Annotated in this window: 28 protein-coding genes and 1 pseudogene; 22 read left to right on the forward strand and 7 right to left on the reverse strand. The window is 68.4% G+C overall.

Translation table 11 applies throughout. The annotated features are described in order from the left end of the window. The first annotated feature begins 39 nt into the window (after positions 1–39). The 8 genes from AB0C30_RS05770 to AB0C30_RS05805 all read left to right on the forward strand — a co-directional run bounded on the left by AB0C30_RS05770 (position 40) and on the right by AB0C30_RS05805 (position 8,133). On the forward strand, positions 40–495 hold the full coding sequence (locus AB0C30_RS05770) for a hypothetical protein (protein WP_357940027.1): 456 nt from the start codon (positions 40–42) through the stop codon (positions 493–495). 551 nt (positions 496–1,046) lie between these two features. Next, positions 1,047–1,292: a hypothetical protein gene (locus AB0C30_RS05775; RefSeq protein ID WP_357940029.1), complete on the forward strand. Its 246-nt coding sequence runs from the start codon at positions 1,047–1,049 to the stop codon at positions 1,290–1,292. A 675-nt stretch (positions 1,293–1,967) separates the two neighbouring features. Beyond that, positions 1,968–2,993, forward strand: coding sequence for a LacI family DNA-binding transcriptional regulator (locus AB0C30_RS05780; RefSeq protein ID WP_357940031.1), 1,026 nt, complete (start codon positions 1,968–1,970; stop codon positions 2,991–2,993). Between the two features lie 132 nt (positions 2,994–3,125). Further along, positions 3,126–4,385: a sugar ABC transporter substrate-binding protein gene (locus AB0C30_RS05785; RefSeq protein ID WP_357940033.1), complete on the forward strand. Its 1,260-nt coding sequence runs from the start codon at positions 3,126–3,128 to the stop codon at positions 4,383–4,385. A gap of 19 nt (positions 4,386–4,404) precedes the next feature. Further along, a complete protein-coding gene (locus AB0C30_RS05790; protein ID WP_357940035.1) occupies positions 4,405–5,370 on the forward strand; it encodes a sugar ABC transporter permease in 966 nt (321 codons plus the stop codon). A gap of 7 nt (positions 5,371–5,377) precedes the next feature. After that, positions 5,378–6,202, forward strand: a complete 825-nt coding sequence (locus tag AB0C30_RS05795) for a carbohydrate ABC transporter permease (RefSeq protein ID WP_357940037.1) — start codon at positions 5,378–5,380, stop codon at positions 6,200–6,202. Between the two features lie 24 nt (positions 6,203–6,226). Continuing rightward, positions 6,227–7,006 (forward strand): ThuA domain-containing protein, encoded by a 780-nt coding sequence (locus tag AB0C30_RS05800; protein WP_357940039.1) that lies wholly within the window; start codon positions 6,227–6,229, stop codon positions 7,004–7,006. Continuing rightward, complete coding sequence (locus AB0C30_RS05805) at positions 7,003–8,133, forward strand: Gfo/Idh/MocA family oxidoreductase (protein ID WP_357940041.1); 1,131 nt, start codon at positions 7,003–7,005, stop codon at positions 8,131–8,133. The genes AB0C30_RS05800 and AB0C30_RS05805 overlap by 4 nt, the downstream gene beginning before the upstream one ends. Positions 8,134–8,152: 19 nt before the next feature. Here AB0C30_RS05805 and AB0C30_RS05810 read toward each other — a convergent pair whose 3' ends face one another. Continuing rightward, complete coding sequence (locus AB0C30_RS05810) at positions 8,153–8,494, reverse strand: hypothetical protein (RefSeq protein ID WP_357940043.1); 342 nt, start codon at positions 8,492–8,494, stop codon at positions 8,153–8,155. A 141-nt stretch (positions 8,495–8,635) separates the two neighbouring features. Here AB0C30_RS05810 and AB0C30_RS05815 point away from each other — a divergent pair, with 141 nt between their 5' ends. The 7 genes and pseudogenes from AB0C30_RS05815 to AB0C30_RS05845 form a co-directional block, all read left to right on the forward strand. Continuing rightward, positions 8,636–9,220 (forward strand): DUF1707 and DUF4870 domain-containing protein, encoded by a 585-nt coding sequence (locus tag AB0C30_RS05815; protein ID WP_357941458.1) that lies wholly within the window; start codon positions 8,636–8,638, stop codon positions 9,218–9,220. 196 nt (positions 9,221–9,416) lie between these two features. Beyond that, positions 9,417–9,749 carry a putative quinol monooxygenase gene (locus AB0C30_RS05820; RefSeq protein WP_357940045.1) on the forward strand — a complete coding sequence of 111 codons (333 nt, stop codon included), beginning with the start codon at positions 9,417–9,419 and terminating at the stop codon, positions 9,747–9,749. A gap of 77 nt (positions 9,750–9,826) precedes the next feature. Beyond that, a complete protein-coding gene (locus AB0C30_RS05825) occupies positions 9,827–10,312 on the forward strand; it encodes a MarR family winged helix-turn-helix transcriptional regulator (protein ID WP_357940047.1) in 486 nt (161 codons plus the stop codon). A 248-nt stretch (positions 10,313–10,560) separates the two neighbouring features. Beyond that, on the forward strand, positions 10,561–11,226 hold the full coding sequence (locus AB0C30_RS05830) for a nitroreductase (RefSeq protein ID WP_357940049.1): 666 nt from the start codon (positions 10,561–10,563) through the stop codon (positions 11,224–11,226). Positions 11,227–11,318: 92 nt separating this feature from the next. Then, the gene (locus AB0C30_RS05835; protein WP_357940051.1) at positions 11,319–11,885 is read left to right on the forward strand and encodes an NADPH-dependent FMN reductase; all 567 of its coding nucleotides are present in this window, start codon (positions 11,319–11,321) and stop codon (positions 11,883–11,885) included. Between the two features lie 117 nt (positions 11,886–12,002). Beyond that, positions 12,003–12,677, forward strand: a complete 675-nt coding sequence (locus AB0C30_RS05840) for a nitroreductase (RefSeq protein ID WP_357940053.1) — start codon at positions 12,003–12,005, stop codon at positions 12,675–12,677. Positions 12,678–12,865: 188 nt separating this feature from the next. Continuing rightward, positions 12,866–13,930, forward strand: a pseudogene (locus AB0C30_RS05845) (low temperature requirement protein A); the annotation flags it as partial. Here the strand turns inward: AB0C30_RS05845 and AB0C30_RS05850 are convergent. Beyond that, positions 13,916–14,713 (reverse strand): sigma-70 family RNA polymerase sigma factor, encoded by a 798-nt coding sequence (locus tag AB0C30_RS05850; protein WP_357940055.1) that lies wholly within the window; start codon positions 14,711–14,713, stop codon positions 13,916–13,918. The pseudogene AB0C30_RS05845 and the gene AB0C30_RS05850 sit on opposite strands and share 15 nt — an antisense overlap. A 195-nt stretch (positions 14,714–14,908) precedes the next feature. Here AB0C30_RS05850 and AB0C30_RS05855 point away from each other — a divergent pair, with 195 nt between their 5' ends. From AB0C30_RS05855 to AB0C30_RS05880, 6 genes are all read left to right on the forward strand, one after another. Continuing rightward, positions 14,909–16,639, forward strand: coding sequence for an FAD-dependent oxidoreductase (locus AB0C30_RS05855; protein WP_357940057.1), 1,731 nt, complete (start codon positions 14,909–14,911; stop codon positions 16,637–16,639). Positions 16,640–16,774: 135 nt separating this feature from the next. Beyond that, on the forward strand, positions 16,775–17,527 hold the full coding sequence (locus tag AB0C30_RS05860) for an SDR family oxidoreductase (RefSeq protein WP_357940059.1): 753 nt from the start codon (positions 16,775–16,777) through the stop codon (positions 17,525–17,527). Between the two features lie 59 nt (positions 17,528–17,586). Next, on the forward strand, positions 17,587–17,817 hold the full coding sequence (locus tag AB0C30_RS05865; protein WP_357940061.1) for a hypothetical protein: 231 nt from the start codon (positions 17,587–17,589) through the stop codon (positions 17,815–17,817). Between the two features lie 30 nt (positions 17,818–17,847). After that, positions 17,848–18,753 (forward strand): RNA polymerase sigma-70 factor, encoded by a 906-nt coding sequence (locus tag AB0C30_RS05870; protein WP_357940063.1) that lies wholly within the window; start codon positions 17,848–17,850, stop codon positions 18,751–18,753. Between the two features lie 103 nt (positions 18,754–18,856). Next, a complete protein-coding gene (locus tag AB0C30_RS05875) occupies positions 18,857–19,603 on the forward strand; it encodes a hypothetical protein (protein WP_357940065.1) in 747 nt (248 codons plus the stop codon). A 50-nt stretch (positions 19,604–19,653) separates the two neighbouring features. Next, positions 19,654–20,139, forward strand: coding sequence for an Ohr family peroxiredoxin (locus tag AB0C30_RS05880; protein ID WP_357940067.1), 486 nt, complete (start codon positions 19,654–19,656; stop codon positions 20,137–20,139). Between the two features lie 144 nt (positions 20,140–20,283). Here the strand turns inward: AB0C30_RS05880 and AB0C30_RS05885 are convergent, their stop codons facing one another. The 5 genes from AB0C30_RS05885 to AB0C30_RS05905 form a co-directional block, all read right to left on the reverse strand. Further along, positions 20,284–20,721 (reverse strand): cupin domain-containing protein, encoded by a 438-nt coding sequence (locus AB0C30_RS05885; protein WP_357940069.1) that lies wholly within the window; start codon positions 20,719–20,721, stop codon positions 20,284–20,286. A 212-nt stretch (positions 20,722–20,933) separates the two neighbouring features. Next, positions 20,934–22,211: an MFS transporter gene (locus AB0C30_RS05890; protein ID WP_357940070.1), complete on the reverse strand. Its 1,278-nt coding sequence runs from the start codon at positions 22,209–22,211 to the stop codon at positions 20,934–20,936. Positions 22,212–22,372: 161 nt separating this feature from the next. Continuing rightward, on the reverse strand, positions 22,373–23,074 hold the full coding sequence (locus AB0C30_RS05895; protein ID WP_357940072.1) for a septal ring lytic transglycosylase RlpA family protein: 702 nt from the start codon (positions 23,072–23,074) through the stop codon (positions 22,373–22,375). 303 nt (positions 23,075–23,377) lie between these two features. Continuing rightward, the gene (locus tag AB0C30_RS05900; RefSeq protein WP_357940074.1) at positions 23,378–24,904 is read right to left on the reverse strand and encodes an ATP-dependent DNA ligase; all 1,527 of its coding nucleotides are present in this window, start codon (positions 24,902–24,904) and stop codon (positions 23,378–23,380) included. Positions 24,905–25,015: 111 nt separating this feature from the next. Beyond that, complete coding sequence (locus AB0C30_RS05905; protein ID WP_357940076.1) at positions 25,016–25,390, reverse strand: FKBP-type peptidyl-prolyl cis-trans isomerase; 375 nt, start codon at positions 25,388–25,390, stop codon at positions 25,016–25,018. A gap of 77 nt (positions 25,391–25,467) precedes the next feature. Here AB0C30_RS05905 and AB0C30_RS05910 point away from each other — a divergent pair, with 77 nt between their 5' ends. After that, positions 25,468–26,223 carry an SDR family oxidoreductase gene (locus AB0C30_RS05910; protein ID WP_357940078.1) on the forward strand — a complete coding sequence of 252 codons (756 nt, stop codon included), beginning with the start codon at positions 25,468–25,470 and terminating at the stop codon, positions 26,221–26,223. The last annotated feature ends 17 nt before the right edge of the window (positions 26,224–26,240 follow it).

The following is a 26,240-nucleotide window of genomic DNA, read 5'->3' on the forward strand; positions in this document are numbered from 1 at the left end:
TTTGAATGTAGGTCTACCAAGGGTCTGAAGGGAGATCTCGTGCGGCAACGCCGACGTGGCAGGTTGGCCTTAGCTCTGTTCGGGGTCATTATCTTAGCTGCAGGATGCGGATCACCGCGAACGTTTCAGGTGGCCCCGGCTGTTCTCGACAATGTACGTGGAATCGGCTCTGTAGTGGAGGAGACAAGCAGCCAGGCTGCCGTAGACGGCGGGATTGAAATTACGCGCACGCTGGTAGTAGATGTTGAGGCTGCGGATGCAAAGGACGCACTCAACGCGGCAGTCGAACGTCTCCGAAAGCGCGAATGGGAAATTCTGGCCGAGAATCGGCCAGTGAAGATATTGATGAAATCAAACAAGTGGGACAAGGCTCACTTGAGTATCGCCACCCTAGATCCGGAGAAGTCCGAGACCGCTCCAGATCCTAAGATTGCAGAAAAGATATCAACCAAGAAAAAGCCTCTTATCGTTATAGATGTATATGAGTACAATTGAGCGTTATATGCGATGACCCTAAGTTCGTTGAGCGTAGCCATAGCGTGAACGGCGTGTGGATCGTGCCGCTCACCCCCGGCGGCCCCCGTTGGCCCTCACGTCAGTGCTGGTCAGGGCGTGGATCAAGCTGGCTATCCGGCCCACGGTCAGAGCATGCGTGGCCGGGGAAGGGGGCGCGAAACCCCCGCCAGTTGGCCCGCGGCACCCGTGTTCCCGCTGTGAACGTAATGCCAGGCCATGGTAGTGCTAATCGTGAGATCGGCGGTCAGGCACGCGCAGGTGTCGCTGTTACGAAGGTGGGCCAGCGCCTGCAACTTCTGCGAGCTGGGTCTAAACGTCGCCACCGAAAGTGCTGCAAAAGCATGATCATAAGTGGTACCCCATCGAGTATGAGTGCCTGATACCACCGGGTCGCACAAGCCGCCTGAGGATCCGACGGGCCCGGTCACAGTTTTCCGATTGGCACTGACTGTCCCGACCGACACCCTCCCCCATACGGACGGCGGTTTTCGTTTGCCCTTGGAAGCTACGACGTCAGATCATCCGATTCGATGAAGGTGACGGCCACTGGACCGTCTCGGAGCTTCTCGACGGTCCTTGACATCGGAAAACGGGCTGACACAAATATGGTGACCAGCGGTGAAATGCGGATTGCGGTGACCGGTCCCGCAACCACGGCCTCCGGACGGGCGGTCAAGGCGTTCTTGGTCAGAACCGCAGGGATGCCGGACGCCGACTACGAGGGCGACATCGCGGCGACCCGGCAGACGGTCGATGACGAGATGAGGACTGCGTAGTGCTGCCAGAGCGGGCCGGTCGCTACTGGTTCAGCTCGTGTCGCCGCCGTTCGTTGTACGCACGCATCCAAGGCGGACGGCCCAGGATCTGCACGTCATACACCGGCAGGGCGAGGACATGCCGACCGTCAGTGTGTCAGCGCGGCGCCCAGTCAGCGGATCATGTCGGCCTCGCCGGGGTTGACGTGCACGCATTCGGTGATGGCTGCTCCGATGATGTCGTCCACCTGGGAGACGAAGTCGATCGGTCGCTGTGGCTGTATGCCGTTAGGCTCCGGTACCAGGTCGCGCCAAAGACGGTGGGTTCGAAGGTGTCCAGGTCGATGCGTGCGTACACGGGGCCGCGCAGACCGTCGAACGCACGCTCCGGGTCGTCGACGCCGTATCTGCGCGATCCGATCTTCGCGCGGTGCTGATTCACAATCAGAGAACCACCTGCCGGCGCAGGGTGCCCACGGCAGGACCGGCCCTTTGTCGCAGCGGTGCCCACGGCGACCGGCCCTTCGTCGATACGGGGCATATGCCCCCCATCGCCACGATTCCCAATTCGCCATGACGACACGGCCGGATCGCGCGAAATGTTGCAGGGAGATGTCTTGCGGCTCGGACGATCGAAGTCGTAGCCTGTCGGCACTTGCCATTGATACGCATCGACGATTTCCCCAGGGAGGTGTCATGGCGGCGTTCACCAGCAAGGACGTCGCGCGTATCGCCGGTGTTTCGCAGAGCACCGTGTCCTATGTGATGACCGGCAAGCGACCCATTTCCGAGCGCACGCGGCAGCGGGTCCTGGACGCGATGGCACAGCTCACCTACGAGCCGCACTCCGGCGCCCGGGCCCTCGCGGAGCGCCGCACCCGGGTGGTCGGTCTGGTGGTGCGCTTCGGGACCGGGGGCGATGCCTTCGGATTGCTGCCGTTCATCGAGACCATCGCCAGCTCGGCCCGCGCCCACGATCACGAGGTTCTGCTCGTGACCGCGGACGAGGGCTCCGCGGGTCTGCGGCGTCTCGCCGGACGGGCCCTGTGTGACGCGATCATCATGATGGACATCGAGGAGCAGGACGAGCGGGTCCCGGTGGCCGCCGCGCTGTCCGTCCCCGTGGTGCTCATCGGTGTGCCGGCCGACCCGGCCGGGCTGCACTGCGTCGACCTCGACTTCGAGGCGGCGGCCCGGATGGCCGTCGAGGAGCTGGCCGACACCGGGCACGACGAGATCGTCATAGTGGGTTACCCGGCCGCGGCGATGGAGCGTGGCCTGAACTACGTCGGCCGCTTTCTGCGATCGGCGCGGCGGCAGGCGCAGGTGCGCGGCCTTCCGTTGACGGTGATCGAACCGGTCGACCATGGGCAGGAGGCCGCCGCGGCCGATCAGCTCCTCGCCCGGCTGGCCGGCGGGCGTCTCGGAGCGGTGGTGCCGCACAGCGACGCGAACCTGCCGCTGTTGAACGCACTGCGGAAGAAGGACGTCGTGCCGGGCCGTGACATCTCCCTCATCGGACTCAGTTCCGACCGTTGGGCCGAACAGTCCGATCCGCCGTACACGAATATCTCCGTGGAACCGCGTGACGTCTCCCGGCGTGCGATGGAGACGCTGTTCTGGTTACTCGATCCGAGTTCCGGGGTGGAACGTCCCGCAATCGACCTGGTCGCGCCACGACTCACCCGTCGTACGACCGTGATGCCTACTCCCTCCAACTGATCACCGACGGCCTCGGCCAGGGGCCCCGATAAGCATCGTCGATGCGTATCGACGGACACTCGCACCACCGCCGTCGATACGTATCGACGGCTTGATTCACCCCGGAACCCTCCGTATCCGAAAGGACACGACATGATCCGCTCCCCCCGCGCCCCCCGCTCCTCCCGATCCCGCCGCGCCCAGGCCGCGCTCGCCTCGATGCTCACCCTGCCTCTCGCCCTCACCGCCTGCGGCGGCGGCTCGAACGGCGGTGGCTCGAACAGCGGCGGCGACTCCTCGACCCTGCGGGTGCTCGACTACTACAACAACGAGCCGAGCAAGACGGTCTGGCAGAAGGCCATCGACGCCTGCGGCAAGCAGGCCGGCGTCACCATCCAGCGCGAGTCGGTGCCCGGCGCGACCCTGATCCAGAAGGTGCTCCAGCAGGCGTCCTCGCGGACCCTTCCGGACGTCCTGATGCTGGACAACCCCGATCTGCAGCAGATCGCCCAGACCGGCGCCCTCACCCCGCTGAACGACCTCGGGCTCAAGGCCGACGGGTACGTGGAGGGCGTGGTCAGCGCCTCGACGTACAAGGACAAGCTCTACGGCCTGCAGCCGATCACCAACACCATCGGGTTGTTCTACAACAAGGACCTGCTCGACAAGGCGGGCGTGAAGCCCCCGACGACCTGGGCGGAGCTGAAGACGGTGGCCAAGAAGCTGACCTCCGGCGGCACGTACGGGCTGGCCTTCTCGGCACCGGCGAACTATGAGGGCACCTGGCAGTTCCTGCCGTTCATGTGGTCCAACGGCGGCGACGAGAAGAACATCGCGACGCCGGAGACCGCGCAGGCCGTGCAGTTGTGGGTCGACCTGATGAACGACGGTTCGGTGTCGAAGTCCGCTCTCAACTGGACCCAGGCGGACGTCAACGACCAGTTCCGGGCGGGCAAGGCCGCGATGGCGATCAACGGTCCGTGGCAGTTCCCCGCGTTGGCCGAGGGCAAGAGCGTCAAGTACGCGGTGGCGCCGATCCCGGCACCGGTCGCCGGCAAACCGATCGTCGCGCCGCTCGGCGGTGAGACGTGGGCCGTGCCGCAGACCGGGAACAAGGACAAGCAGGCCAAGGCCGCCAAGGTCATCGCCTGTCTCAACTCGGACGACAACCAGCTCAGCCTCGCCAAGGACACCCAGACCATCCCCACCAAAAAGGCGCTGCTGGAGAAGTTCAGCTCCAGCAACCCGAACATGGCCGGATTCGTCGACCAGATCCCGACGGCGCGGGCCCGCACCGGTGAACTCGGCGCGGATTGGCCGAAGGCGGCCACGAAGATCTACACCGCGTTCCAGTCCGCGCTGACCGGCCAGGCCACAGCGGCCAAAGCCCTGGAAACGGCCCAGAATGGTTGAGCACCCACAACAGTCCACAATGGTGCGTCAGACAGATCAACCACCGCCGGCCATCGTCGCGGACGACGGAATCGATGCCCGACCCCCCTTCTGGCACTCGCTCCACTTCCAGAACCGCGCCGCGCAGGTGCTGTTCCTGGCCCCGGCCGTGGTCTACATGGTGGCGTTCTTCGGCTACCCGATCGTCAAGAACTTCTTGATGGCCTTCCAGGAGTACTCGACGAGCACCTTCTACACCGGCGAGGCGCCGTGGGTCGGGTTCGCCAACTACTCCGCGGTGGTGTCCTCCCCGGTGTTCGGCAAGGCCATGCTGAACACCGTCCTGTTCACCGCCGGCTCGATCGCCGCGCAGTTCGTCATCGGTCTGGCCCTGGCGATGTTCTTCCGGCGCCGCTTTCCACTCAACGGTGTGCTCCGGTCGTTGCTGCTGTTGCCGTGGCTGATCCCGCTGATCGCCTCCGGCGCGGTCTGGCGGTGGATCCTCGACAAGGACAACGGCGCGCTCAACCGGTTCCTGGCCGCCATCGGAGTGGCGAGCGACCACCCTGGCTGGCTGACCAGCACCTCACTGGCCCTGGTGGCGGTGATCATGGTGAACATCTGGATCGGCATCCCGTTCAACCTGACCATCCTCTACGGCGGGCTCCAGGACATTCCGGAGGACCTGTACGAGGCGGCCGCGCTGGACGGGGCGGGGGGCTGGCAGCGGTTCCGATATGTGACCTGGCCGTTGCTGCGCCCGGTGGTGAGCGTCGTGCTGGTGCTCGGCGTGGTCTACACGATCAAGGTGCTGGACGTGATCCTGGCGCTGACCGGCGGCGGGCCGGCCAACGCCAGCCAGACCATCGCGACGCAGTCGTACCACCTGTCGTTCCAGCAGTTCGACTTCGGTCAGGGTGCCGCGCTCGGCAACATCCTGATCGCGATCTCCTTGGTGTTCGCCATCTTCTATCTGCGCGCCAACCGGCGTGCCGTGGACGAGTGAGGCCGTCATGACCACCACCACAAGGCGCACCCGGGCCGGCTGGGGCAGCACTGTCGCCGGGATCGTCATCCTCGCCGTTCTGCTGTTCCCGATCTATTGGATGGTCAACGTCTCGTTGCAGCCGGGCGGCTCGGCGGTCGGCACCCCGTGGCTGCCGTTCGACTTCAGTTTCGACGGCTACGCCACCGCGCTCGGCCAGCAGGGCCGCAACCTGGTCACGAGCCTGGTCGTCGCCCTCGGCTCGGTCGTGTTCAGCCTGCTGATCGCGATGCCGGCGGCCTACGCCCTGGCGCAGTTCAAGATCCGCTTCGTGGGCGCGTTCCTCTTCGGGATCCTGATCTCGCAGATGATCCCGGGGATCGTCATCGCGAACGCGCTCTACACCGCCTACAACGACCTGGGACTGCTCAACTCGATCCCGGGCCTGATCCTCGCCGACTCGACCGCGGGCATCCCGTTCGCGATCCTGATCGTCCGCGCGTTCATGATCAACATCCCGCGGGCGGTCCTGGAGGCCGGCCGGGTCGACGGGGCCGGTCACGTCCGGACGTTCGTCTCCATCGTGCTGCCGATGAGCCGCAACGCGCTCATCACCGCTGCCCTGTTCACCTTCCTCTTCTCCTGGGCGGACTTCCTGTTCGCCCTCACCCTCACCACGACCGAGGATGTGCGCCCGGTGACGCTCGGGCTCTACACCTACATCGGGACATATGTGAACGACTGGAGCTCGGTCATGGCCACCGCCGTGCTCGCCTCCATCCCGGCCATCGTCCTGCTCGTCGTCGCCCAGCGCTACGTCGCCGCGGGCACGACGGCAGGCGCGGTCAAGTAAATCCCCCAGCAGAAAAGGTTCGACATGACAAACGGAACTGCCGGCCCGCTGCGTGTGACGGTGTGGGGCGAGAACCGTCACGAGCAGATCGAGGAGCACGTGGCGAAGATCTATCCGAAGGGCATGCACACAACGATCGCGGAGGGCATCGAGGAGAACCTCGCCGACGGGTGCGTCGTCCGTACCGTCACCCTGGACGACCCGGAGCACGGGCTGACCGAGGAGGTGCTGGCCGACACCGACGTGCTCACCTGGTGGGGTCACGCGGCGCACGACGAGGTGGCCGACGAGGTCGTCGAGCGTGTCCACCGGCATGTGCTGTCCGGGATGGGGCTCGTCGTGCTGCACTCCGGGCACTGGTCGAAGATCTTCACCAAGCTCATGGGTACGAGTTGCACCCTGCGCTGGCGTGACGAGCACGACCGTGAGCTCATCTGGACGGTCGACCCCACGCACCCCATCGCCAAGGGCGTGCCGCACCCGCTGATCATCGACGAGGACGAGATGTACGGGGAGTTCTTCGACATCCCGGCACCGGACGAGCTCGTGTTCGTCAGCTCGTTCAGCGGCGGGGAGGTGTTCCGCAGCGGCTGCACGTTCCGCCGGGGCCACGGCAAGATCTTCTACTTCCGGCCGGGGGACCAGGCATACCCCACCTACCACCACAAGGACGTGCGCCGGGTCATCGCGAACGGCGTCGCCTGGGCCCGCACCGACCGGCCGGAGCGGAGCCATCCCGTGCTCCTGAGGTACGCCACCGAGGAGTTCTTCCAGGGCAAGGGCTACACGGGGCCGCTCCAGTGAGCTTTCGGACGATCCCCTCCAGCCCCGCGGATCCGCTCCGCGTGGTCATCGCCGGCGCCGGCGGCATGGGCCGGGCCTGGCTGTCCACCGTCACCGACTCGCCAGAGGTGCTGCTCACCGGCATCGCCGACCTGAACGTGGCGCTGGCCCGGGAGGTCGCCGACTCAGCCGGCCTGCCGGACCTCCCTGTCGGCGCCGACGCCGTCGCCCTCGCCCGGCAGACCGGCGCCCAGGCGCTGATCAACGTGACCATTCCGGAGGCGCACCACCCGGTGACCACCGAGGCGTTGTTCGCCGGTCTGCCGGTGCTCGGTGAGAAACCGGTCGCGGAGAACGTGAGCCGGGCGCTGTCCATGGCCGCCGCGGCCGAGGTCACCGGCGAACTGTTCATGGTCAGCCAGTCCCGCCGCTGGAACCCGCAGCTCGCCGCGCTGCGGGGGATGACCGCGCGGCTCGGCGCGATCGGGACGGTGAGCACGGCGTTCTTCCGGTCCGAGCGGTTCGGCGGGTTTCGCGATCTGATGGCGTACCCGCTGCTCGTCGACATGGCGATCCACGCTTTCGACTCGGCGCGTTTCCTGCTCCGGGCCGAGCCGGTGACGGCGTACTGCCAGTCGTACAACCCGCCGTGGAGCTGGTTCGCGGGGGACGCCAACGCGACCGTGGTGTTCGAGATGGACGGCGGGACCCGGTACGTCTACAACGGCAGCTGGTGCAGTCCCGGCGACATCACCTCGTGGAACGGGAGCTGGCGGGTCAGCGGTGAGAAGGGCACCGCGCTCTGGGACGGCGACCACGAGCCGGTCCTCGACGCCGAGGTGGACGCCGGTGAACCGGCCGGCCCGCCGTACTCCGGGATCGCCGGCGCCTTGCAGGTGTTCACGCGGGCGCTCCGGACCGGGGAGCCGCCGTCCGGCGAGGTGCACGAGAACGTGATGAGCCTGGCGATGGTGGAGGCGGCGGTGCGGTCGGCGACGAGCGGCCGGATCGAGCGCCTGGACGACGTGCTCGAACGGGCCCACACGCAGGCGCTGCGGGAGGAGACCCGGACGGACGTACGGGAGGCTCTCGCCGGATGGTCCTCGGTACGTGACGTGCTGGCCGGCGCCGAGCGGGTGGAGACGTGATGACGGGGGGCTGTGACGGCTACTGGTTCTCCTCGCGACGCCGCCGTTCGTTGTACGCGCGCATCCGGGGTGGGTAGCCCATGATCTGAACGTCGTACACCGGCAGGGCCAGGTCGCGGGCGACCTTGTGGATCACGGCGGGGGAGCCGACCCGGCGGCGGGTCCACTCGCCGTCGTCGGCCACGGCGACGGCCGTGGTGTCGGTCGCGAAGGTTTCGGGTTCGACGAAGAACTCGACGCCTCGCCGCGATTTGGCGAAGGCGATGAGGGCCTCGATATCGGCGTCAGTGGCTTCCCGGTCGAACTTCGCGATTTTGGAACCGCGCAGCCGCCGAATGCCGTAGCGGTCTCGCCATCTCATGAGTCCTTTTTATACCGCCAAACGGTCACGCGCGTCGGGGTGATCTAGGGGACACATCGGGGATTCTCCCGATGGCCATGATGACGTGCGGCGGTCAGTATGGAGGGAGACTGCACGAATCTAAGGAGAGGCATGGCTGTTATGGCTGGGGTACCCACACACCGGGGCCCGGGACAGGTGCCGCCGGCTCACCTGCGCGTCACCAACCAGGACCGTGAGCACGTGGTCGAGCACGTTCAGGCGGCTTACGCGGAGGGGCGTTTCGACAAGCTCGAGTTCGACGACCGTCTGGAGCGCGCCATGACCGCGCGTACGCACGGTGATCTGATGCCCATCATGGCGGAGCTGTACGGCACGAGTGCCATCCCCAGGATTCGCCCCATGCCCGCGCCGGCTCGCCCCGAGGCGTCGCCGGAGAGCAACGAACGGCTCGGGGCTTCGGCGGCTCATCTGCTGACGCTGGTGGGGTTCCCGGTCATCGGGCCGTTGATTCTGCTGCTGACGGGCGGCAAGACCTCGCCCTACATTCGGCGGCACGCGTTGGAGGCCCTGAACTTCCAGCTCACGGTGGTGGGGGCGACGTTCCTGCTGCCGTTCACCATTATCGGTGTCGTGCTTCTTCCCGTCATTTGGGTGGCGGCGGTCGTGCTGTCCATTGCCGGTGGCATTTCGGCGCTCTCGGAGAACCCGTTCCGCTATCCGATGACGGTTCGCCTGGTGAAGTAACGCCTGGTCAGGCTCCTGAGCGGGTTGTCGCTTCGGGCTCGTGCCGCCGGCTGACGTCAATGCGTGTGTTGACGCCAGCCGACTGTACGAGCCTTCGCGCTTATGTCTGCCGGAGACCACTGGTGGGTACGTCGATTCGGCGAGGGGCTGACGCTAACCTCGACCTGTACGCAGCTCACCGAAGGAAATGGCCTCCATGATCTTCATTACCGCGAAGTTCCGCGTCCTGCCTGAGCACGCCGACCGGTTCATTGAGATCGTCGGCGACTTCACCCAGGCGACCCGCGACGAACCTGGCTGCCTGTGGTTCGACTGGTCGCGCAGTGTGGCGGATCCGAGCGAGTATGTGCTGGTCGAGGCGTTTCGTGATGACGAGGCCGGGGCGGCGCACGTTCAGTCCGAGCATTTCAAGCAGGCGCAGCGGACCCTGCCGCCGTACCTCGCCGAGACGCCGCGCATCGTGAACGCGACCGTTCCTCAGGACGACTGGTCCCTGCTCGGTGAGATGGCCGTACCCGGACGGGACTGAGCGCCCACACCGTCGGCACGTGATTGATTTCATTTGCTACGGTATCGAATGAAAAGATGGCCGGTAATATAGCGCTCATGAGCGCCGATGTTCCTCGTAGGACCGCCGCCTCGCGTGCGACCGACCGTCCGGGGGATGCCTCGCCCTTCGCTCTCGGCTTGCTGCTGCGTCAGGCGCACTGGCGCGCGGCCACGGTCATGTCAGAGGCGCTCCGGCCGCTCGGCATCGAGTTGCGGCACTTCGCCGTGCTGATCGTGCTGGTCGACCGCGGGCCCACGGTGCAGCGGGACCTGGCGGCCGCGACGGGGACGGACAAGGCGGGGATCATGCGGGTCGTGGACGACCTGGAGCGTAAGGGGCTGGCCGTACGCAAGAGCGTTCCGGGGGATCGGCGGGTGCGGGCGGTGGAGATCACTCCGCAGGGTGTCGAGCTTTTCGACGCGGCCCATGTGGCGGCGGAGCCGCTGGCTGAGCATCTGGTCGCCGACCTGGGGTCTGACGGGTCCGAGCAGCTGAGGGAGTTGCTGACCCGGTTCGCCTATCCCGCGGGCGACGAGGCGTAAGCGGGACAAGACGAACGACTTGAGCGCCTGGGCCCGTGACGGCCGCGTGCCCTTCGCGGTGCCGCGCGGCGTCTTCCCGAAGTAGACGTCGGCAACGGCCGACCGAACCAGGCCTGGGGGTGGCCGCCACTCGTACAGGCGCGGCCTCTCGGGCGCGACCCCAGCTTTGACTTGTGTCGGACACGTTTGTCATCGAATGGTATTGAATGATACCGTCGTGATCGAGACAAATATGGGAGGTGGGGATCTTGGACGTCTATGAGGCGGTCAGGAGCCGACGGGCGGTGCGGGGGTTCACCGATCGGCCTGTTCCTCGGGAGGCGCTGGAGCGAGTGTTGTCGGCGGCGGCTTGGGCCCCGTCCGCGTCGAATCTGCAGCCGTGGCGGGCCTATGTGGTGACGGGCGAGCCGTTGGCCGAGCTGAAGAAGCGTGCGGGTGAGCGGGTGGCCACGGGTGATCCCTGGGACGAGCGCGAGTACGAGACGTATCCGCCCGCGCTGAAGTCTCCCTACTATGAGCGCCGATCCGCCTTCGGGGCGGAGCGTTACGGCGCTCTTGGTATTGCGCGGGATGACTGGGAGGCGCGGCAGCGGACCGCTGCCGACAACTGGCAGTGCTTCGGTGCTCCCGCGGCCCTGTTCTGCTACATCGACCGTGACATGGGCCGGCCTCAGTGGGCCGATCTCGGCATGTTCTTGCAGACCGTCATGCTGCTGTTGCGCGCCGAGGGCCTGAGCAGTTGCCCGCAGATGGCGTGGTCGATGTATCGCAAGACCGTCGCCGAGGTCGTGTCACCCGAGGAGGGGCTCATCCTCTTCTGTGGCATGTCCATCGGGTTCGAGGACGTCACGGTGGATTACGTCCGTACAGGGCGGGCGCCGCTCGACGAGACGGTCATGTTCGTCGACGGTTAGTCCGCCGAACAAGGATCACGGACGCCGTTCTTCATCACCGGCCAGACCGTCGATGTCGACGTCGGCACATAAAGAGATCGAGAGGAAACGCAATGACCTACACCGTGGGCTACATCGTCGGGAGCCTGTCCCAGAAGTCGATCAACAGGAAGCTCGCTGTGGCCTTGAGCCGGCTCGCGCCGCCGGAGCTCCGCCTCACGGAGATCCCCATCGGCGAGTTGCCCCTGTACAGCCACGACCACGACCCCAACTACCCCGCCGTGGCCCTGGAGTTCAAGGACGCGATCAAGGCATCCGACGCCCTCCTGTTCGTCACCCCCGAGTACAACCGGTCCATCCCCGGCGCGCTGAAGAACGCCATCGACTGGGCGACCCGGCCCTATGGATCCAATGTGCTGAACGGCAAGCCGTCCGCGATCATCGGAACCTCACCCGGCCCGATCTCCACCGCGGTCGCACAGCAGCATCTCAAGACCATCCTGTCCTTCACCAACTCCCCGGTGCTGGGGCAGCCCGAGGCCTACATCCACTTCAGCAAGGGACTGATCGACGACAAGGGCGACATCCAGGTGCCGGCCACCGCCGAATTTCTGACCGGATACATGCGGGCCTTCGCGGCGCACATCCGACGCCACCATCACGACATCCCGGACCTGTAACCGCCATGGATCCCCCGGGGACCGAGCCTGGAAGCCGGACGTGATTCCTGACCGCCGCTTGTCACATTTTCCGCTCCTCTACTGTCAATTGTGTAAACACGTTGGGCAGGAACGGAGATGGCGATCTTGGACGTCTATGAGGCGGTCACGAGTCGGCGGGCGGTGCGGGGGTTCATCGATCGGCCTGTTCCTCGCGAGGTGCTGGAGCGGGTGTTGTCGGCGGCGGCTTGGGCCCCGTCCGGATCGAACCTTCAGCCGTGGCGGGCCTATGTGGTGACGGGCGAGCCGTTGGCCGAGCTGAAGAAGCGTGCGGGTGAGCGGGTGGCGGCGCGTGATGCTTGGGATGAGCGGGAGTACGAGATGTACCCGCCTGCGCTGAAGTCTCCGTACCAGGAGCGCCGCGCGGCTTTTGGGGAGGAGCGGTACGGCGCGCTCGGTATTCCACGGGGGGATTGGGAGGCGCGGCAGCGGGCCGCCGCCGGCAACTGGCAGGCGTTCGGTGCGCCGGCCGCCTTGTTCTGCTACATCGACCGTGACATGGGCCGGCCTCAGTGGGCCGATCTCGGCATGTTCTTGCAGACGGTCATGCTGCTGTTGCGCGCCGAGGGGTTGAACAGTTGCCCGCAGATGGCCTGGTCGGTGTTCCGTAAGACCGTCGCTGAGGTCGTGTCGCCTCCGGAGGGGCTCATTCTCTTCTGCGGCATGTCGATCGGGTTCGAGGACGTCACGGTGGATTACATCCGTACGGGCCGGGCGCCGCTCGACGAGACGGTCACGTTCGTCGACGGGTAGCACGGCGATCGCATCCGGCATGACGGGGTGCCTCCGTCCCCATGTCATCGCTGCGGGGCCCGGACGGTTCAGAACCGGTTGTCACAGATCGGCCCGCTGCTCTGTCTTTCCGACGTACCAGAACGTCGCGCAGCCACAGGAGCGAGACCTTGCCATCACCCGGCAGCATCATCCGAGTCCGAGTCCGGATGCGCGCTCGTCCCATCGACGAGCCGCACCGCACTTCGAGCCAGCTCGAGCTGCTGTTCGACCTCACCTTCGTGGTCGCGGTCGCCAGTGTCACCGCCCAGCTCGCGCACAGCATCGCCGCCGGTCACGGTCTCGCCGGGCTGGTCCCGTTCCTCCAGGTGTTCTTCGCGATCTGGTGGGCGTGGATGAACTTCACCTGGTTCGCCTCGTCCTACGACACCGACGATGTCGCCTACCGGCTGCTGACCATGGTGCAGATGGCCGGCGTGCTGACCCTCGCCGCCGGTGTGCCCGCCGCGGCCGATCACTCCGACTACGGGATCGTCACCCTCGGCTACGTCATCATGAGGTTCGGGCTCGTCGGCCAATGGCTGCGGGCCGGTCTCGAAGACCGGGCGCGCCGCCGCACCGCGCTGCGCTACGCCGCCGCCATCAGTCTCGTGACACTGGGCTGGGCGCTTCGCTTCCTGATCGCGCAGACGGGAGCCTTTCCCTGGTTCTCCGGGCTGCTGTCCTTCGTTCTCCTGGATGTCGTGGAACTCGCGGTGCCCCTGTGGGCGGAGCGGGCCAGGGCCACCAACTGGCATCCGCACCACATCGCCGAGCGCTACGGCCTGTTCACGATCATCCTGCTCGGTGAGAGCGTCCTGGCCGCGAGCCGGGGAGTCGAAGGGGCACTCGCAACGAGCGAGATCAGGGCGCCCTTGGTCGTCATCGCCGGGTGCGGCCTCGTCCTGCTGTTCGCTCTTTGGTGGCTCTACTTCCTCGTGGAAGCCGGGGAGGGGCTCAGCGACCGCCGTCATCGGTCGTACCTGTGGGGGTACGGCCACTACGGCATCTTCGCCGCCCTGGCGGCACTCGGCGCCGGGCTCGAAGTGGCGGTCGAGCAGAGCGGGCGCGGCGTCGCGGCGTCACCGCCGGCACTCGGCTACGCGGTCGCCATCCCCGCCGCTGTGTATCTCGCCGCGCTGTGGGCGGTCCACGCGCTTGTCACCACCGAGCCCGTCATCCCTCCGGCGGCCGTCCTGGGTTGCGTCGCCCTCATCTTGTCAATGCCGCTCGCGACACCGCGGATCGGCGTGGCCGCTGTGGTCGCGGCCATCGCGGCCGGTTGCGTGCTGCTGGTCGCCGTCACGATCATGGCCGCGGCTGTCGGGGCCCGCGCCGGAGCGCGTCGCCAGGGCCCGCGGCTTTCCAGCTCTGGCGACTCGTGAAGCAGACCGCCCGTTCGTGCTCGACCAGGCCGCGGTGAGGAGCGCTTCCAGCGCGGTCAGATCGCCGGAGCGGGCGGCGGTGACGAAGGCGGTCAGCAGTCTGCGTTGTTCGGCCCTGGCCACGGGGGTGCGGCGTTCGACGAGCAGGTGTTTGCGGGCCCTGCTGACCAGCTGGCGTACGGCCGGCTCGCTGAGCCGGATGATGTCGGCGATCTGCCGGTAGGGGTAGTCGAAGGCCTCGCGCAGCATGTACGCCGCCCGTTCGGTGGGCGTGAGCCGCTCCAGGAGCAGCAGCACCGCGAACTCCAGGACCTCACCGCGCTCGGCACCGAGGTACGGGTCCGCGCCGGTGTCGACGGGTTCGGGCAGCCACGGGCCGGCGCAGGTCTCGCGGCGCATGCGTACGGACTGGGCGGCGTTGATCGCCAGCCGCATGGTCACCGTCGCCAGGAACCCGCCCGGGCTGCCCACCGTGGCGCGATCGTAGGCCTGCCAGCGCAGCCAGACGTCCTGCACCAGGTCCTCGGCTTCGGTCGCGCCCAGCATCCGGTACGCGATCCCGAACAGGCGCGGCCGCACACTGACGAACACCGCCGCCGCCTGTTCGAGATCTCCAGGATCAGCCACTGCCATCGCCCCCGCTCCGGCATCCCTTTTGTCGGCTAATGCGAGCTTTGGGATATTTCTGGCATATTACCTGCCGCCTATCTCTTGGGCAGCGGGGGGACAGGCCAGGGACGAGGAAGCACCTCGATGGATGTCACAAATCACGCCGCTACCCGGTCTTGCTCCCGTAACGGCTTTCATCCATGCGGTCAAAGGAGCACCATGCACGTGCCGGAGAAGCGGATCGCCACGTCCGTCCTGGTCATCGGAACGGGAGGAGCCGGCCTGCGGGCCGCCATCGAACTCGCCGAGCGCGGAGTCGGCGTCCTCGCGGTGGGCAAACGGCCGAAGGCGGACGCGCACACCTCGCTCGCGGCGGGCGGCATCAACGCGGCGCTCGCCACGATGGACCCCGAGGACACCTGGCAACAGCACGCGGCGGACACCCTCAAAGAGAGCTATCTCCTGGCCAACCCGGAGACGGTGAAAATCGTCACCGAGGGGGCGGCACGCGGCATCGAGGACCTCCAGCATTACGGCATGCCGTTCGCCCGCGAACAGGACGGGCGAATCTCGCAGCGCTTCTTCGGCGCCCACACCTACCGGCGCACCGCCTACGCCGGCGACTACACCGGACTCGAGATCCAACGCACCCTGATCAACCGCGCGGCGCAGCTCGATGTCCCCATCCTCGACTCCGTGTACATCACCCGCCTTCTCGTCCGCGACAACGCGGTCTTCGGCGCGTACGGGTTCGACCTGACCGATGGCAGCCGTTACGTCATCCATGCCGACGCGGTGATCCTGGCCGCCGGCGGCCACACCCGGATCTGGCGGCGCACCTCCTCCCGGAGGGACGAGAACACCGGCGACTCCTTCCGCCTCGCCGTCCTGGCCGGCTGCCGCATCCGCGACCCCGAACTGGTGCAGTTCCACCCATCCGGTCTCATCGCCCCCGAGAACGCGGCCGGCACCCTCGTCTCCGAAGCGGCCCGGGGCGAGGGCGGAATCCTGCGCAACCAGCTCGGCGAGCGGTTCATGTCCAAGTACGACCCGGAGCGGATGGAGTTGTCCACGCGCGACCGCGTCGCACTGGCCGCGTACACAGAGATCAAAGAAGGCCGCGGGACCCCGAACGGCGGCGTTTGGCTGGATGTGTCGCATCTGCCACGCGAGACGATCATGACCCGGTTGCCGCGCGTCTACCAGACGCTTCTGGAGCTGCAGATGCTCGACATCACCAAGGAGCCGATCGAGATCGCGCCGACCGCGCACTACTCGATGGGCGGGGTCTGGGTGCGACCCGAAGACCATGGCACGGGCGTCGACGGCCTGTACGCGATCGGGGAGGCGGCCAGCGGCCTGCACGGCGCCAACCGCCTCGGCGGCAACTCCCTCATCGAGCTCCTCGTCTTCGGCCGCATCGTCGGCCAGGCGGCGGCCGAGTACTCCGCGGGCCTCGACGCCCAGCGCCGCTCGGCCGAGGCGCTCGACGCGGCACGGGCGGAGGTGGACGAACTCCTCGCCGCGGACGGCCCCGAGAACGTACGCGCGCTGCAGCGAGCCCTCCGCGACATCATGACGGAGCATGCCGGCGTGGTACGTGACGAGGGCGGCCTGCGGAAGGGTCTCGCCGAACTCGCCGCGGTGGAGGCGCGCATCGCCGACGTCGGGGTACATCCGGACATCGCCGGCTTCCAGGACCTGGCCCACGCCTTCGACCTGAAGTCCGCCGCGCTCGCCGCCCGCGCGACGGTCGAGACCGCGCTGGAGCGTCGCGAGACCCGCGGCTGCCACAACCGCTCCGACTACCCAGAACTCGACCCCTCGCTGCAGGTCAACCTGGTGTGGTCCGGTCCCGGATCGGTGGAGAGGGAGGCCATCCCGCCGATTCCCGCCGAGGTCGCGGCGCTCATGCGCGAGGTCTCCAGCGTCGGAAAACTCGTGGAGTAGCGACGTACGGACGGCGTCACCCGCGGCCCGAGAAAAGAAATTTCGCCGGAGCTGTCACAAGGCCGGAGGCTGCCCTGTCTTAGCTGGCGGACCGGTTGGCACATGGGTGCCCCGGCGGACGGAAAGGGCTGTGCCATGAAGGTCGTCGTGGTCGGCGGTACTGGCCTCATCGGATCGAACGTGGTGGCGAAGCTGGGTGAGCACGGTCACGAGGCGGTGGCGGCGGCGCCGAGCACCGGCGTCAACACGCTCACCGGTGAAGGGCTGGCGGAGGTGCTGGCGGGCGCGCAGGTGGTGATCGACGTGTCGAACTCGCCGTCGTTCGAGCGGGCCGCGGTGATGGAGTTCTTCGAGACCTCCACCCGCAACCTGCTCGCCGCCGAGGCGGCCGCCGGGGTCGGGCATCATGTCGCGCTGTCGGTGGTGGGGACGGAGCGGATGCCGGAGAACGACTACTTCGCGGCGAAGATCGCTCAGGAGCAGCTGATCGAGAAGTCGGGGATCCCGTTCTCGCTCGTGCACGCGACCCAGTTCTTCCAGTTCATCCGGAGCATCGCGGACCAGTCCACGGACGGCGACCAGGTACGGATCGCGCCCGTGCGGTTCCAGCCCATCGCGGGTGAAGAGGTCGCGCAGGCGGTCGGCCGGGTCGCGGTGGGGCAGCCACTGAACGGCCGGGCCGAGGTGGCCGGGCCCGAGCAGTCACGGATGGATGAGTTCTTCCGCGACGCCCTGGCCGCGTGGGGCGACCCGCGCACGGTGGTCGCCGACCCGCAGGCGCGCTACTACGGCAGCGTGCCGGGCGAGCGGACGCTGGTGCCGGGTGAGGGCGCGACCCTGGGCAAGATCCGCTACCGCGACTGGCTCGAGCAGAGCGCCGCCCAGTAGCCACCCGTCTTCACTTCCGGTCGCCTTGACCGCACACCCAAGCCACGTATGGAGGAATCATGAGCGCTCCGAGCGGCGACGACGGCTTCTTGTACGAACTCCAGATCGAGGTCGAGGAGGAGGTGACCCTGATCGAGGCGAGCCGTCCGGAGGAGGCCGCCGAACTGCCGGTCACCGAATGGCTCTTCGATCCGACGGACGCCGAGCGCGAGGAGATCGGCCTGCGGGGTCTGCTCGACGCGGTCGAGGCGCTGGAGGACGACTCCCGGCGCGGCGATCAGGGTGCGTGAGCCGCCGATGCCGCGGAGACGGGGGTAGGTATGCCTGCGGAATCCCTGGAACAGGCGAGTGCACTCGATCAGGCCGCATCCGCCTTCGTCGAGCTGCGCCCGCGCCTGTTCGGCATCGCCTATCGGATGCTCGGCAGCGCGGTGGAAGCCGAGGACATCCTTCAGGAAGTCTGGCTGCGCTGGCAGAACACCGACCGCGCGACCATCGAGAACCCCTCGGCCTTCCTGGCGTTGATCACCACCCGCCTGGCCATCAACGTCGCTCGCTCCGCTCATTCGCGACGCGAAACCTATATAGGGCCCTGGCTCCCCGAGCCGGTCGACACCAGCCTCGACCCCACATTGGGCGCCGAACGGGGCGAAGCTCTCGAACTCGCCTTCCTGCTGCTGCTCGAGAGGCTCGCTCCCACCGAGCGGGCCGCCTATGTGCTGCGCGAGGCCTTCGTCTACCCGTACACACAGATCGCGGAGATCCTTCAGCTCACCCCGGTCAACGCTCGTCAGCTCGTGAGCCGCGCCCGCAAACGCCTGACCGCCGCACGACGCGAGCCCATCGACAAGATGGAGCATCGGCGTCTCCTGGCCGTTTTCCTGGACGCCGCCCAGACGGGGAACGTCGCCGCTCTCGAAGACCTCTTCGCCGCGGACGTGGTCAGCTCCTCCGACGGCGGCGGCATCAGAGGGGCGGCGCGATTCCCGCTGCTGGGCAGCACCCGCGTGGCGAAGTTCCTGGCCGCGTACGCGCCACGATTCTGGCCGGGCGCCGAGATGACGTGGGTCGAAGCGAACGGGCGCGCCGGCGTGCTCGTCCCTCGCAACCACACCGACCTCGTCCTGCTCACCATCGAGGCCTCGCCGCAGGGCATCCACCACGTCATGTGGATCGTCAACCCGGCCAAACTCGGCGCCTTCGAACGGTCACCCCACCTGGTCTGACAGACCGTCCGCCGCCGCCCAGGACGTACGCCTCTCGTGGTGTCACAACAAGACCGGCTGCGTGGTCTTAACTGCCGACACCGAAAGAACAGGGCGGCAGGACATGACCGAAGTGAGCGCCGGGACGCTGGCGGAGATGCTCGACGAACGGCAGCACCTCCTCGAGATCGCCTTGTGGATGTTCGGCTCGGAGGTGACGGCCGACTGGATCGTCCTTGAGACCTATCGCCGCTGGTACGCCCTCGACGACGAAGAACGCGCCGTCATCGCGGTACCGCGCGCCTGGCTGACGCGGGTCGCCGGAGGTCTCTGCCTGGACCTGCTCGCCACTGCCGCCCCGAGCCACGCCCCCGGCGGCACACCGCGACCCGGAGCGTTCACCACCGCCGGTCCGGTGCGCCGGCCGGAGCCCGCCGCCGGCCCGGCACGCTGGCCCGAGCCCGGCACGGGTCCGGTGCTCCAGCCGCCCAGGCCGGACCGAGCGATGCTCGCCAGACACGATCGTGTCGCGCGCCGGTTCGCCGCGGCCTGCGACACGGGGGACGCGGCGGCCCTGCGGGCGGTCCTGGCCGCGGACGCGATGGTCGTGAGCGACGGTGGCGGCAAACTGCGCGCCGCCGTACGCCCCACCTACGGCGCGGACGCGGTAGCCCGGTTCGTCACGGCCCTGCTGACCGGCCAGTCCGGCACCGAGGTGGCCGTCGAGTCCGTGAACGGCCGGACGGGCCTGGTCCTGCGCCAGGCGGGCCGAGCGGTGGCGGTGGCCGACGTGAGCGTCGCCGGAGCCGAGGTCACCGCAGTGTGGATCGTGCTGAACCCCGACAAGTTGCAGCGCTGGCACCGCCCATGACCAGCCACCCCCTACCGCAGGCGCCCCGTGTGCCGCTGAAAGGCGTACCGGTGAACGACCCGAGACTGTCCACGCAGCACGACTACCGCGGCTCCACGTTCAAACCGCTCTATGTCACGCGCGTCGCCGTGAGCGGCGGCAGCTCCGCCCACGGCCGGGCCACCGGCCGGGCCCGCTCCGCCGACGGCGTGCTCGATCTGGAGATGCGGATGCCCGAGGAACTGGGCGGTGACGCCACCGGCCCGAACCCTGAGCAGCTCTTCGCCGCCGGGTACGCCGCCTGCTTCCACGGCGCCCTCAGCCTGCTGGCCCGCCGGCACCTCCTCGACCCCGGATCGATCACCGTGGAGGTGACCGTCGCGTTCGGCCGCGACCCCGCCGACGGCGGTTACGAGCTACGCGCCGACCTCGTCGTGACCTGGCCCGGAGTCGAACGCGACACGGCCACCCCGCTGCTCGCCCAGGCGAGCGCGCTGTCCCCGTACGCCAAGATGACCCGCCAGGGCATCCCGGGCACCATCAACCTCGCCCCCTGAGCCCATGGCGCCACGGCATTGCCGTCCATGCGCACCCTTGTGCGCACCTGATCACCGGTCCGACAGCTCGGCGGCCGGAGAGCCGATGTCCGGCTCTCCGGCCGCCAGGTAAAGACGCGGGGTCCGCTGTATCGAACAGGCGGATCAGCCGCCGGTGGGACGCGGGGCGCGCAGGTGGGCCCGCTGCGCCAGCTCCTCTTCTTCGACGTACGTGAGCATCGGCTGACCCGGCTCACACAGCATGAACACGACGAACTTGGTCGGCGCGTCCGGCAAGGCGTTGCCGTCCTGGTAGTGGATCACGTCGCCGCCCGGCTCCCAGAACGTCTCTCCGGCCTTGATCACGCGCTCCGGCTCGCCCTCGAGCTCGAACAGGACCGCGCCCTCGATCACGTAGCCGAAGGCCGGCCCCGAGTGGCGGTGCGGAGCGGCGCCGGGGTGGCCGGGAGGCCAGTCGACGAGGACGGTCATCGCCGAGGCAGCGTCGGGAATGAAGGGCGGCTGGATGTCCGCCAGCATCTTGGGGCCGAACGCCGCAGAGCTCCCCTGATCGGCGGTCCTGTCCATCGAGTCGTTGGACACGGGTACTGCACCTCCGTATGTCTGCGCGGCACAGGCGATCTCGCGTCGGCCACGCCTTTCCGGACCGATGGACGGCGTGTCCGCTGCGGAGCGTGGCCTTGCGGTCAATGCCTGTTTACCCGCATATGCGCTGGTCAGGCTGGGTTTGAGCGCATAGGGCCGAGGCTTTGCGGACGCATGTCCTTACGCCCACCATCCGACCTGTCGAAGCCTCATTCCGCTGGTTCCGGCAGCCGGAGCGCGTACAAGAGCCAGACCAGGGCGAAGCCGACCGCGAGTACGCCGAGCGCGCGCGTGGCCCCCGCCATGCCCAGCGCGACGGCCAGCGGGGCCACCGCCAGCGACGACACCCCCTGCAGCCCCGACGACAGCCCGAAGGCGGTGACCATCACGCGGCCGCGGATGTGGTCGGGGCTGGCCAGTTGCAGCCCGTTGATGGCCAGGATGGCGCACGCGCCCACCCCGAGATGGCCGGCCATGGCGGCGGGTACGCCCGACCACAGCCCACCGGCCTGGGCCAGGGCGAGGTAGCCGAGCCCGAACACCGCCAGAGCGCCACCCGACACGATCAACCGCCGCCGCGACGGCGTCCCGATCAGCCGCCCCTTCCCAAGCGGTCGCCACTTCCCGATCAGCCACCGCCCCACGAACGGCCCGAGCACGGCGCCCACCCCCTGCGCCATGTAGAGGACGCCGACTCCGGCGTCGGTGGTGCCGAACCGTTCGAGCGCGTAGACGGGCAGGAGGCCGACCATGCCGTAGCACAAGCGCAGGCCCGCCGTCAGCAGGAGCAGGGCCGCCACGGTGGGAGTGGCGCGGATGAAGCGCCACAGTTCGGCGGTGTCGGTATGTACGCGCGTCCGGCGGGCCTCCGTCGCCGTGGAGAAGGGGCGGCGGATGCGGGCGATGAGGACGGCGGACGCGGCGAAGGAGGCGGCGTCGACCAGCAGCGTGGCCGTGCTGCCCCAGGCGGCCGTGGCCAGGCCGCCGAGCCCGGCGCCGAGCAGCAGGCCGGAGGAGTAGAGGCTGCCGAGCGCGGCCTGCGCGGTGGGCAGCCGGTCGGGGGCGACGAGGTTGGGGAGTACGACCTCGGGGATCGGGCTGGACACCGCGGCCGACACCGACAGCGCGGCCAGCGAGACCAGCGCCATGGGGACCGACTCCAGGTGGAAGGCGGCGAGCAGGCCCGCGAGGGGGACGATGGCGGCCAGGTCGCAGGCGATGCGCAGGCGGCGGCGGTCCAGGCGGTCGGTCAGCGAGCCGATGAGCGGCATCAGCAGGATGCCGGGCAGCGACTCGACGGCGAACAGCAGAGCCGTCAGCCCGGCCGAGCCGGTGCGGTGGTAGACGAAGGCGTTCAGGGCGACGAAGGTGAACCAGTCGCCGGTCAGGCTGAGGGCGGAGGCGAGGAAGAGCCGGCGGAAGTCGGGGTTGCCGCGCAGCAGCGCGAGCAGCGAGTTTCCGGGCAGGCGGGGAGGAACGGATGACACCTGGTGACTCCAAGCAGCCAAGCCGTCCGGCCGGTCCTGGGCCGGACGGGCGAAGAGGGGGGTCGCTTCGCGGGATGCCCGGCCGGTCATGGGCCGGGCGGCTGCTGATCAGTCACAGAGGTGTGGCATGGGTGGAGGTTAACGCACCGCGGGCCTCGGCGTCAGGAGCGGGCGAGGACCTCGTACTTGACCCGCATGACCCCGGACCCCGTGTCGCCGATGGCGGAGAAGGCGGCCGCCGAGAGGTCGAGGCAGCGTCCGCCCACGTACGGACCGCGGTCGTTGATGCGGACCGTGACCGAGTCGCCGTTCGCCGGGTTCGTGACGCGGACCTTGCTGCCGAGCGGGAGCGTCTTGTGGGCGGCGGTCATGGCCGACGGGTCGAAGCGTTCGCCGCTGGCGGTCATCTGCCCTTCGTCGTAGTAGGACGCGCCGCAGGTGCCCGAGCTGAGGACGCGGGTCTTCAGCTTGTGAACCTCGGTCTTCACCTTGCGTACCGGCTCGGTCTTCGGTTTGTCGGTCGGCTTGGTCGGCGGCTGGGCGGCTTCGGCCTTCGGGAGAGCGGTGGCCTTGGGGCTGGATGAGGGCTTGGGGGCCGCCGACTTGGTGCTGGGCTTGTTCGGCTCGGGGGTCTTGGGGGCGGGGGAAGGGGTGTCGGTCCTCGTGTACGTGGGGGACGGAGACACGTCCAGCGCGGCGGTGGGCTTGGGGGCGTCGTCGTTGGCGACGGCCGCCCAGGCGGTGGTCGAGGCGGCGGCTACGACGGCCGCACCGGCCGCGACGGTGACCCAACGGCGCTTGCCTGGAGCCTTCTTCTGGCTCTCCGGGTTCGGACGGCTCGGGTTGTAGGAGTGCTGGCCCAAGGTAAACCACAGTCCTAGCTAGGGGACAGGACAGGGAAAGGCCAGGTCGGGGCGGATATGGGGGCGCGCGTCGGCCGATCCCTCGCTCGGGGCGGGTGCCCCGCGAACGTGGTCGAACATATGCGACAAACAGCGAGTAAAGACAACTTAATGGGACATTCAGTGAAATATCTCACTTTGGTCACGAGTCGACCAGAACGCTGAGCGTACGCCGGGGATCTTGAGGCAGCCGGAAAACGCCGACTCTGTCACCTTGGGGATAGGTGAGGACGTCCCAACAGGAGTAGAGCCGTACCAAAAGGGTCAGAGCATGAGCGACCGGACGGTCTCCACCGTGTCGGCGTCCGCGGCCCGCTTGTCGGGCCGGTACCTCAGCACCCGCGCGAACCGCAGCGCCATCCCCCCGGGATAGCGCGGCGACCGCTGCACCCCGTCGAAGGCGATCTCCACGACCAGCTCGGGCCGCAGACTGACGGTCCACTCGTCGGTGGGCCCCTCGGCCAGCTCCAGGAAGCGTTCGGTCTGCCAGGCGAGCAGCTCGTCGGTCAGCCCCTTGAAGGTCTTGCCCAGCATCACGAACCCGCCGCTCTCCGGGTCGCGGGCGCCGAGGTGGAGGTTGGACAGCTTGCCTTCGCGGCGGCCGTGACCCCATTCGGCCGCGAGGACGACCAGGTCGAGCGTGTGCCGCGGCTTGACCTTGATCCACCCGGCGCCCCGGCGGCCGGCCGCGTAGGGGGAGGCCAGCGACTTGACGACCAGGCCCTCGTGCCCGGCCTTGATCACGTCGATGAAGTACTTCTCCGCCTCCGGCACCTCGCCCGTGACGAGGCGCGGCGTGAGCAGACCGGGCGTGACCGTCTGGCCGAGGATCTCCTGGCGCTGGGCGTAGGGCAGATCGAGCAGGTCGGCCCCGTCCACCCGCAGCGCGTCGAAGAAGAACACGCTCAGCGGCGTGTCCTCCCGCAGCCGCGGGACGCCGGTCTTGGTGGTCACTCTGCTGGCCGTCACCTGGAACGGGTGCGGCCGCCCGTCGGGCCGCAGCGCGATCACCTCGCCGTCGAGCACGAGGTCGTCGCAGGCCAGGCCGAGCACGGCTTCCACGAGTTCGGGCACCTGCGCGGTGATGTCGTCGAGTGTGCGGGTGAACACCCGCACCTGGTCACCGGAGCGGTGCGCCTGCACGCGTACGCCGTCGAGCTTCCACTCCAGCGCGGCCGGGGTGCCCGCCTTCTCCAGCGCGGCGGCGACGTTCGGGGCGCTGCCGGCGAGCATGGGCGAGACCGCCCGGCCCACCTCCAGCTTGAAGGCGTGCAACGCCGCCACGCCACCGCTCAGCGCCGCCGCGCCCACGGCGGGCAGCCAGCCGCGCAGCGTGAGCGCCCGCCGCACGTCGGCGGACGGCGCGCCCGACGCTTTGGCGACCGCCTCGATCATCACGCCGTCGAGGGCGCCCTGGCGCAGCTCGCCGCCGAGCAGCCGGAGCATGAACGCCTGCTCCTGACTGGTCAGCCCGGCGAACAGCTCGGTGACCAGAGCCTTGCGGGCCGCCTGCGAGCCCTGGCCGGAGACGGACTTGATCTTCGACAGCAGGGCGTCGACGTGGGTCAGGGTGGCGGTGGCGGCGAGCTTGGCCGGAGGCGGATCCTGAAGGGTCCGCCAGCCCACGCCCACCTGACGCTGCGGGAGCTCACCCGACAGGTAGGAGATGGCGATCTCCGCCTCGTCGGCACCGACCCTGCCGAGCAGTTCGGCCAGATGGCCGACCTTGCCGAGCCGGGCGGACGTGCGCGTCACAGCCTCCGAAACCCGTACCACGTCGATCAACAGCACATGCCCTATGTTGCCGTACTTCGCCGACAAATCCGTCGCGCCAAGACCAGCATTTTGCCCGGCGATGGGCCCCCTGAGGGGTGGGGCGGGTGTGCGGCCCGCCCCAGGGTGTTAGCGGACGCCCAGGAGGTCGACCACGAAGATGAGCGTCTCGCCCGGCTTGATGCGGGCGCCGGCGCCGCGGTTGCCATAGCCGAGGTGCGCGGGGATCACCAGCTTGCGGCGACCGCCCACCTTCATCCCGGCCACGCCCTGGTCCCAGCCGGCGATGACACGCCCGCCGCCGAGCGGGAACTCGAACGCCTCGCCACGGTTCCACGACGCGTCGAACTCCTCGCCGGTCGAGAACGCGACGCCCACGTAGTGGACGCTGACGTTCTGGCCGGGCTTGGCCTCGGGGCCGTCCCCCTCGACGATGTCGACGATCTCCAGGTCGGTGGGCGGGTTGCCCTCCGGGAAGTCGATTTCCGGCTTCTCGAGTGCCACGAATTGCTCCTGTTACGAATATTGGCGATCAGGAATGGACCCGACGACTCTATGCGGTCGGGATATGGTCATCGTTCATGGCCGCCCTTTCCGCCGATGCGATCCTGCTCACCGGGCGCGTCGCCGTGATCACCGGGGCGGCGCGGGGGATCGGGCGGGCGATTGCGGAGACGTTCGCGGCATTCGGGGCTCATGTCGCGATCTGCGACCGCGACAAGCCGCAGCAGAGCAGCGAGCTCGCGATGACCCTGGACGTACGGGATCCGGTCGCCGTGGAGGTGTTCGCGCAGGCCGTGCACGAGCGGTGGGGGCGCGTGGACATCCTGGTGAACAACGCGGGCGGGACCTTCCACGCCGCGTTCGCCGACACCACGGCCCGCGGCGAGCGGACCCTGATCGAGGAGAACTTCACGCAGGTCACCGGCATGATCCGCCGGATGCTGCCGATGATGGGCGCCGGGGCGTCGATCATCAACGTGACCTCCAGCGAGGCGCACCAGGCGGCGCCGGGGTTCGCGGTCTACGCGGCGATGAAGGCGGGGCTGGAGAGCCTGACGAAGTCGCTCGCGCTGGAGTTCGCGCCCCTGGGCATCAGGGTGAACGCCATCGCGCCCGACGGGCTGCCCACCGAGGGCGAGACACAGGTGCGGGAGCGGATGGCGGACGGACCCTTCGAGCCGGTACGCCTGCCGCCGCTCGGGCATCTCGGGGAGCCGGCCGACGCGGCGGGCGCGGCGGTGTTCCTGGCCAGTGAGCTGGCCAGGTTCGTGACCGGCACGACGCTGCACGTCGACGGCGGGATCCACGCGGCAGGCGGCTGGCGCCGCACCTGAGCCAGCCGGAGCCTGAG

The sequence above is a fragment of the Nonomuraea sp. NPDC048901 genome (genome assembly GCF_040649695.1).
Taxonomy (GTDB): domain Bacteria; phylum Actinomycetota; class Actinomycetes; order Streptosporangiales; family Streptosporangiaceae; genus Nonomuraea.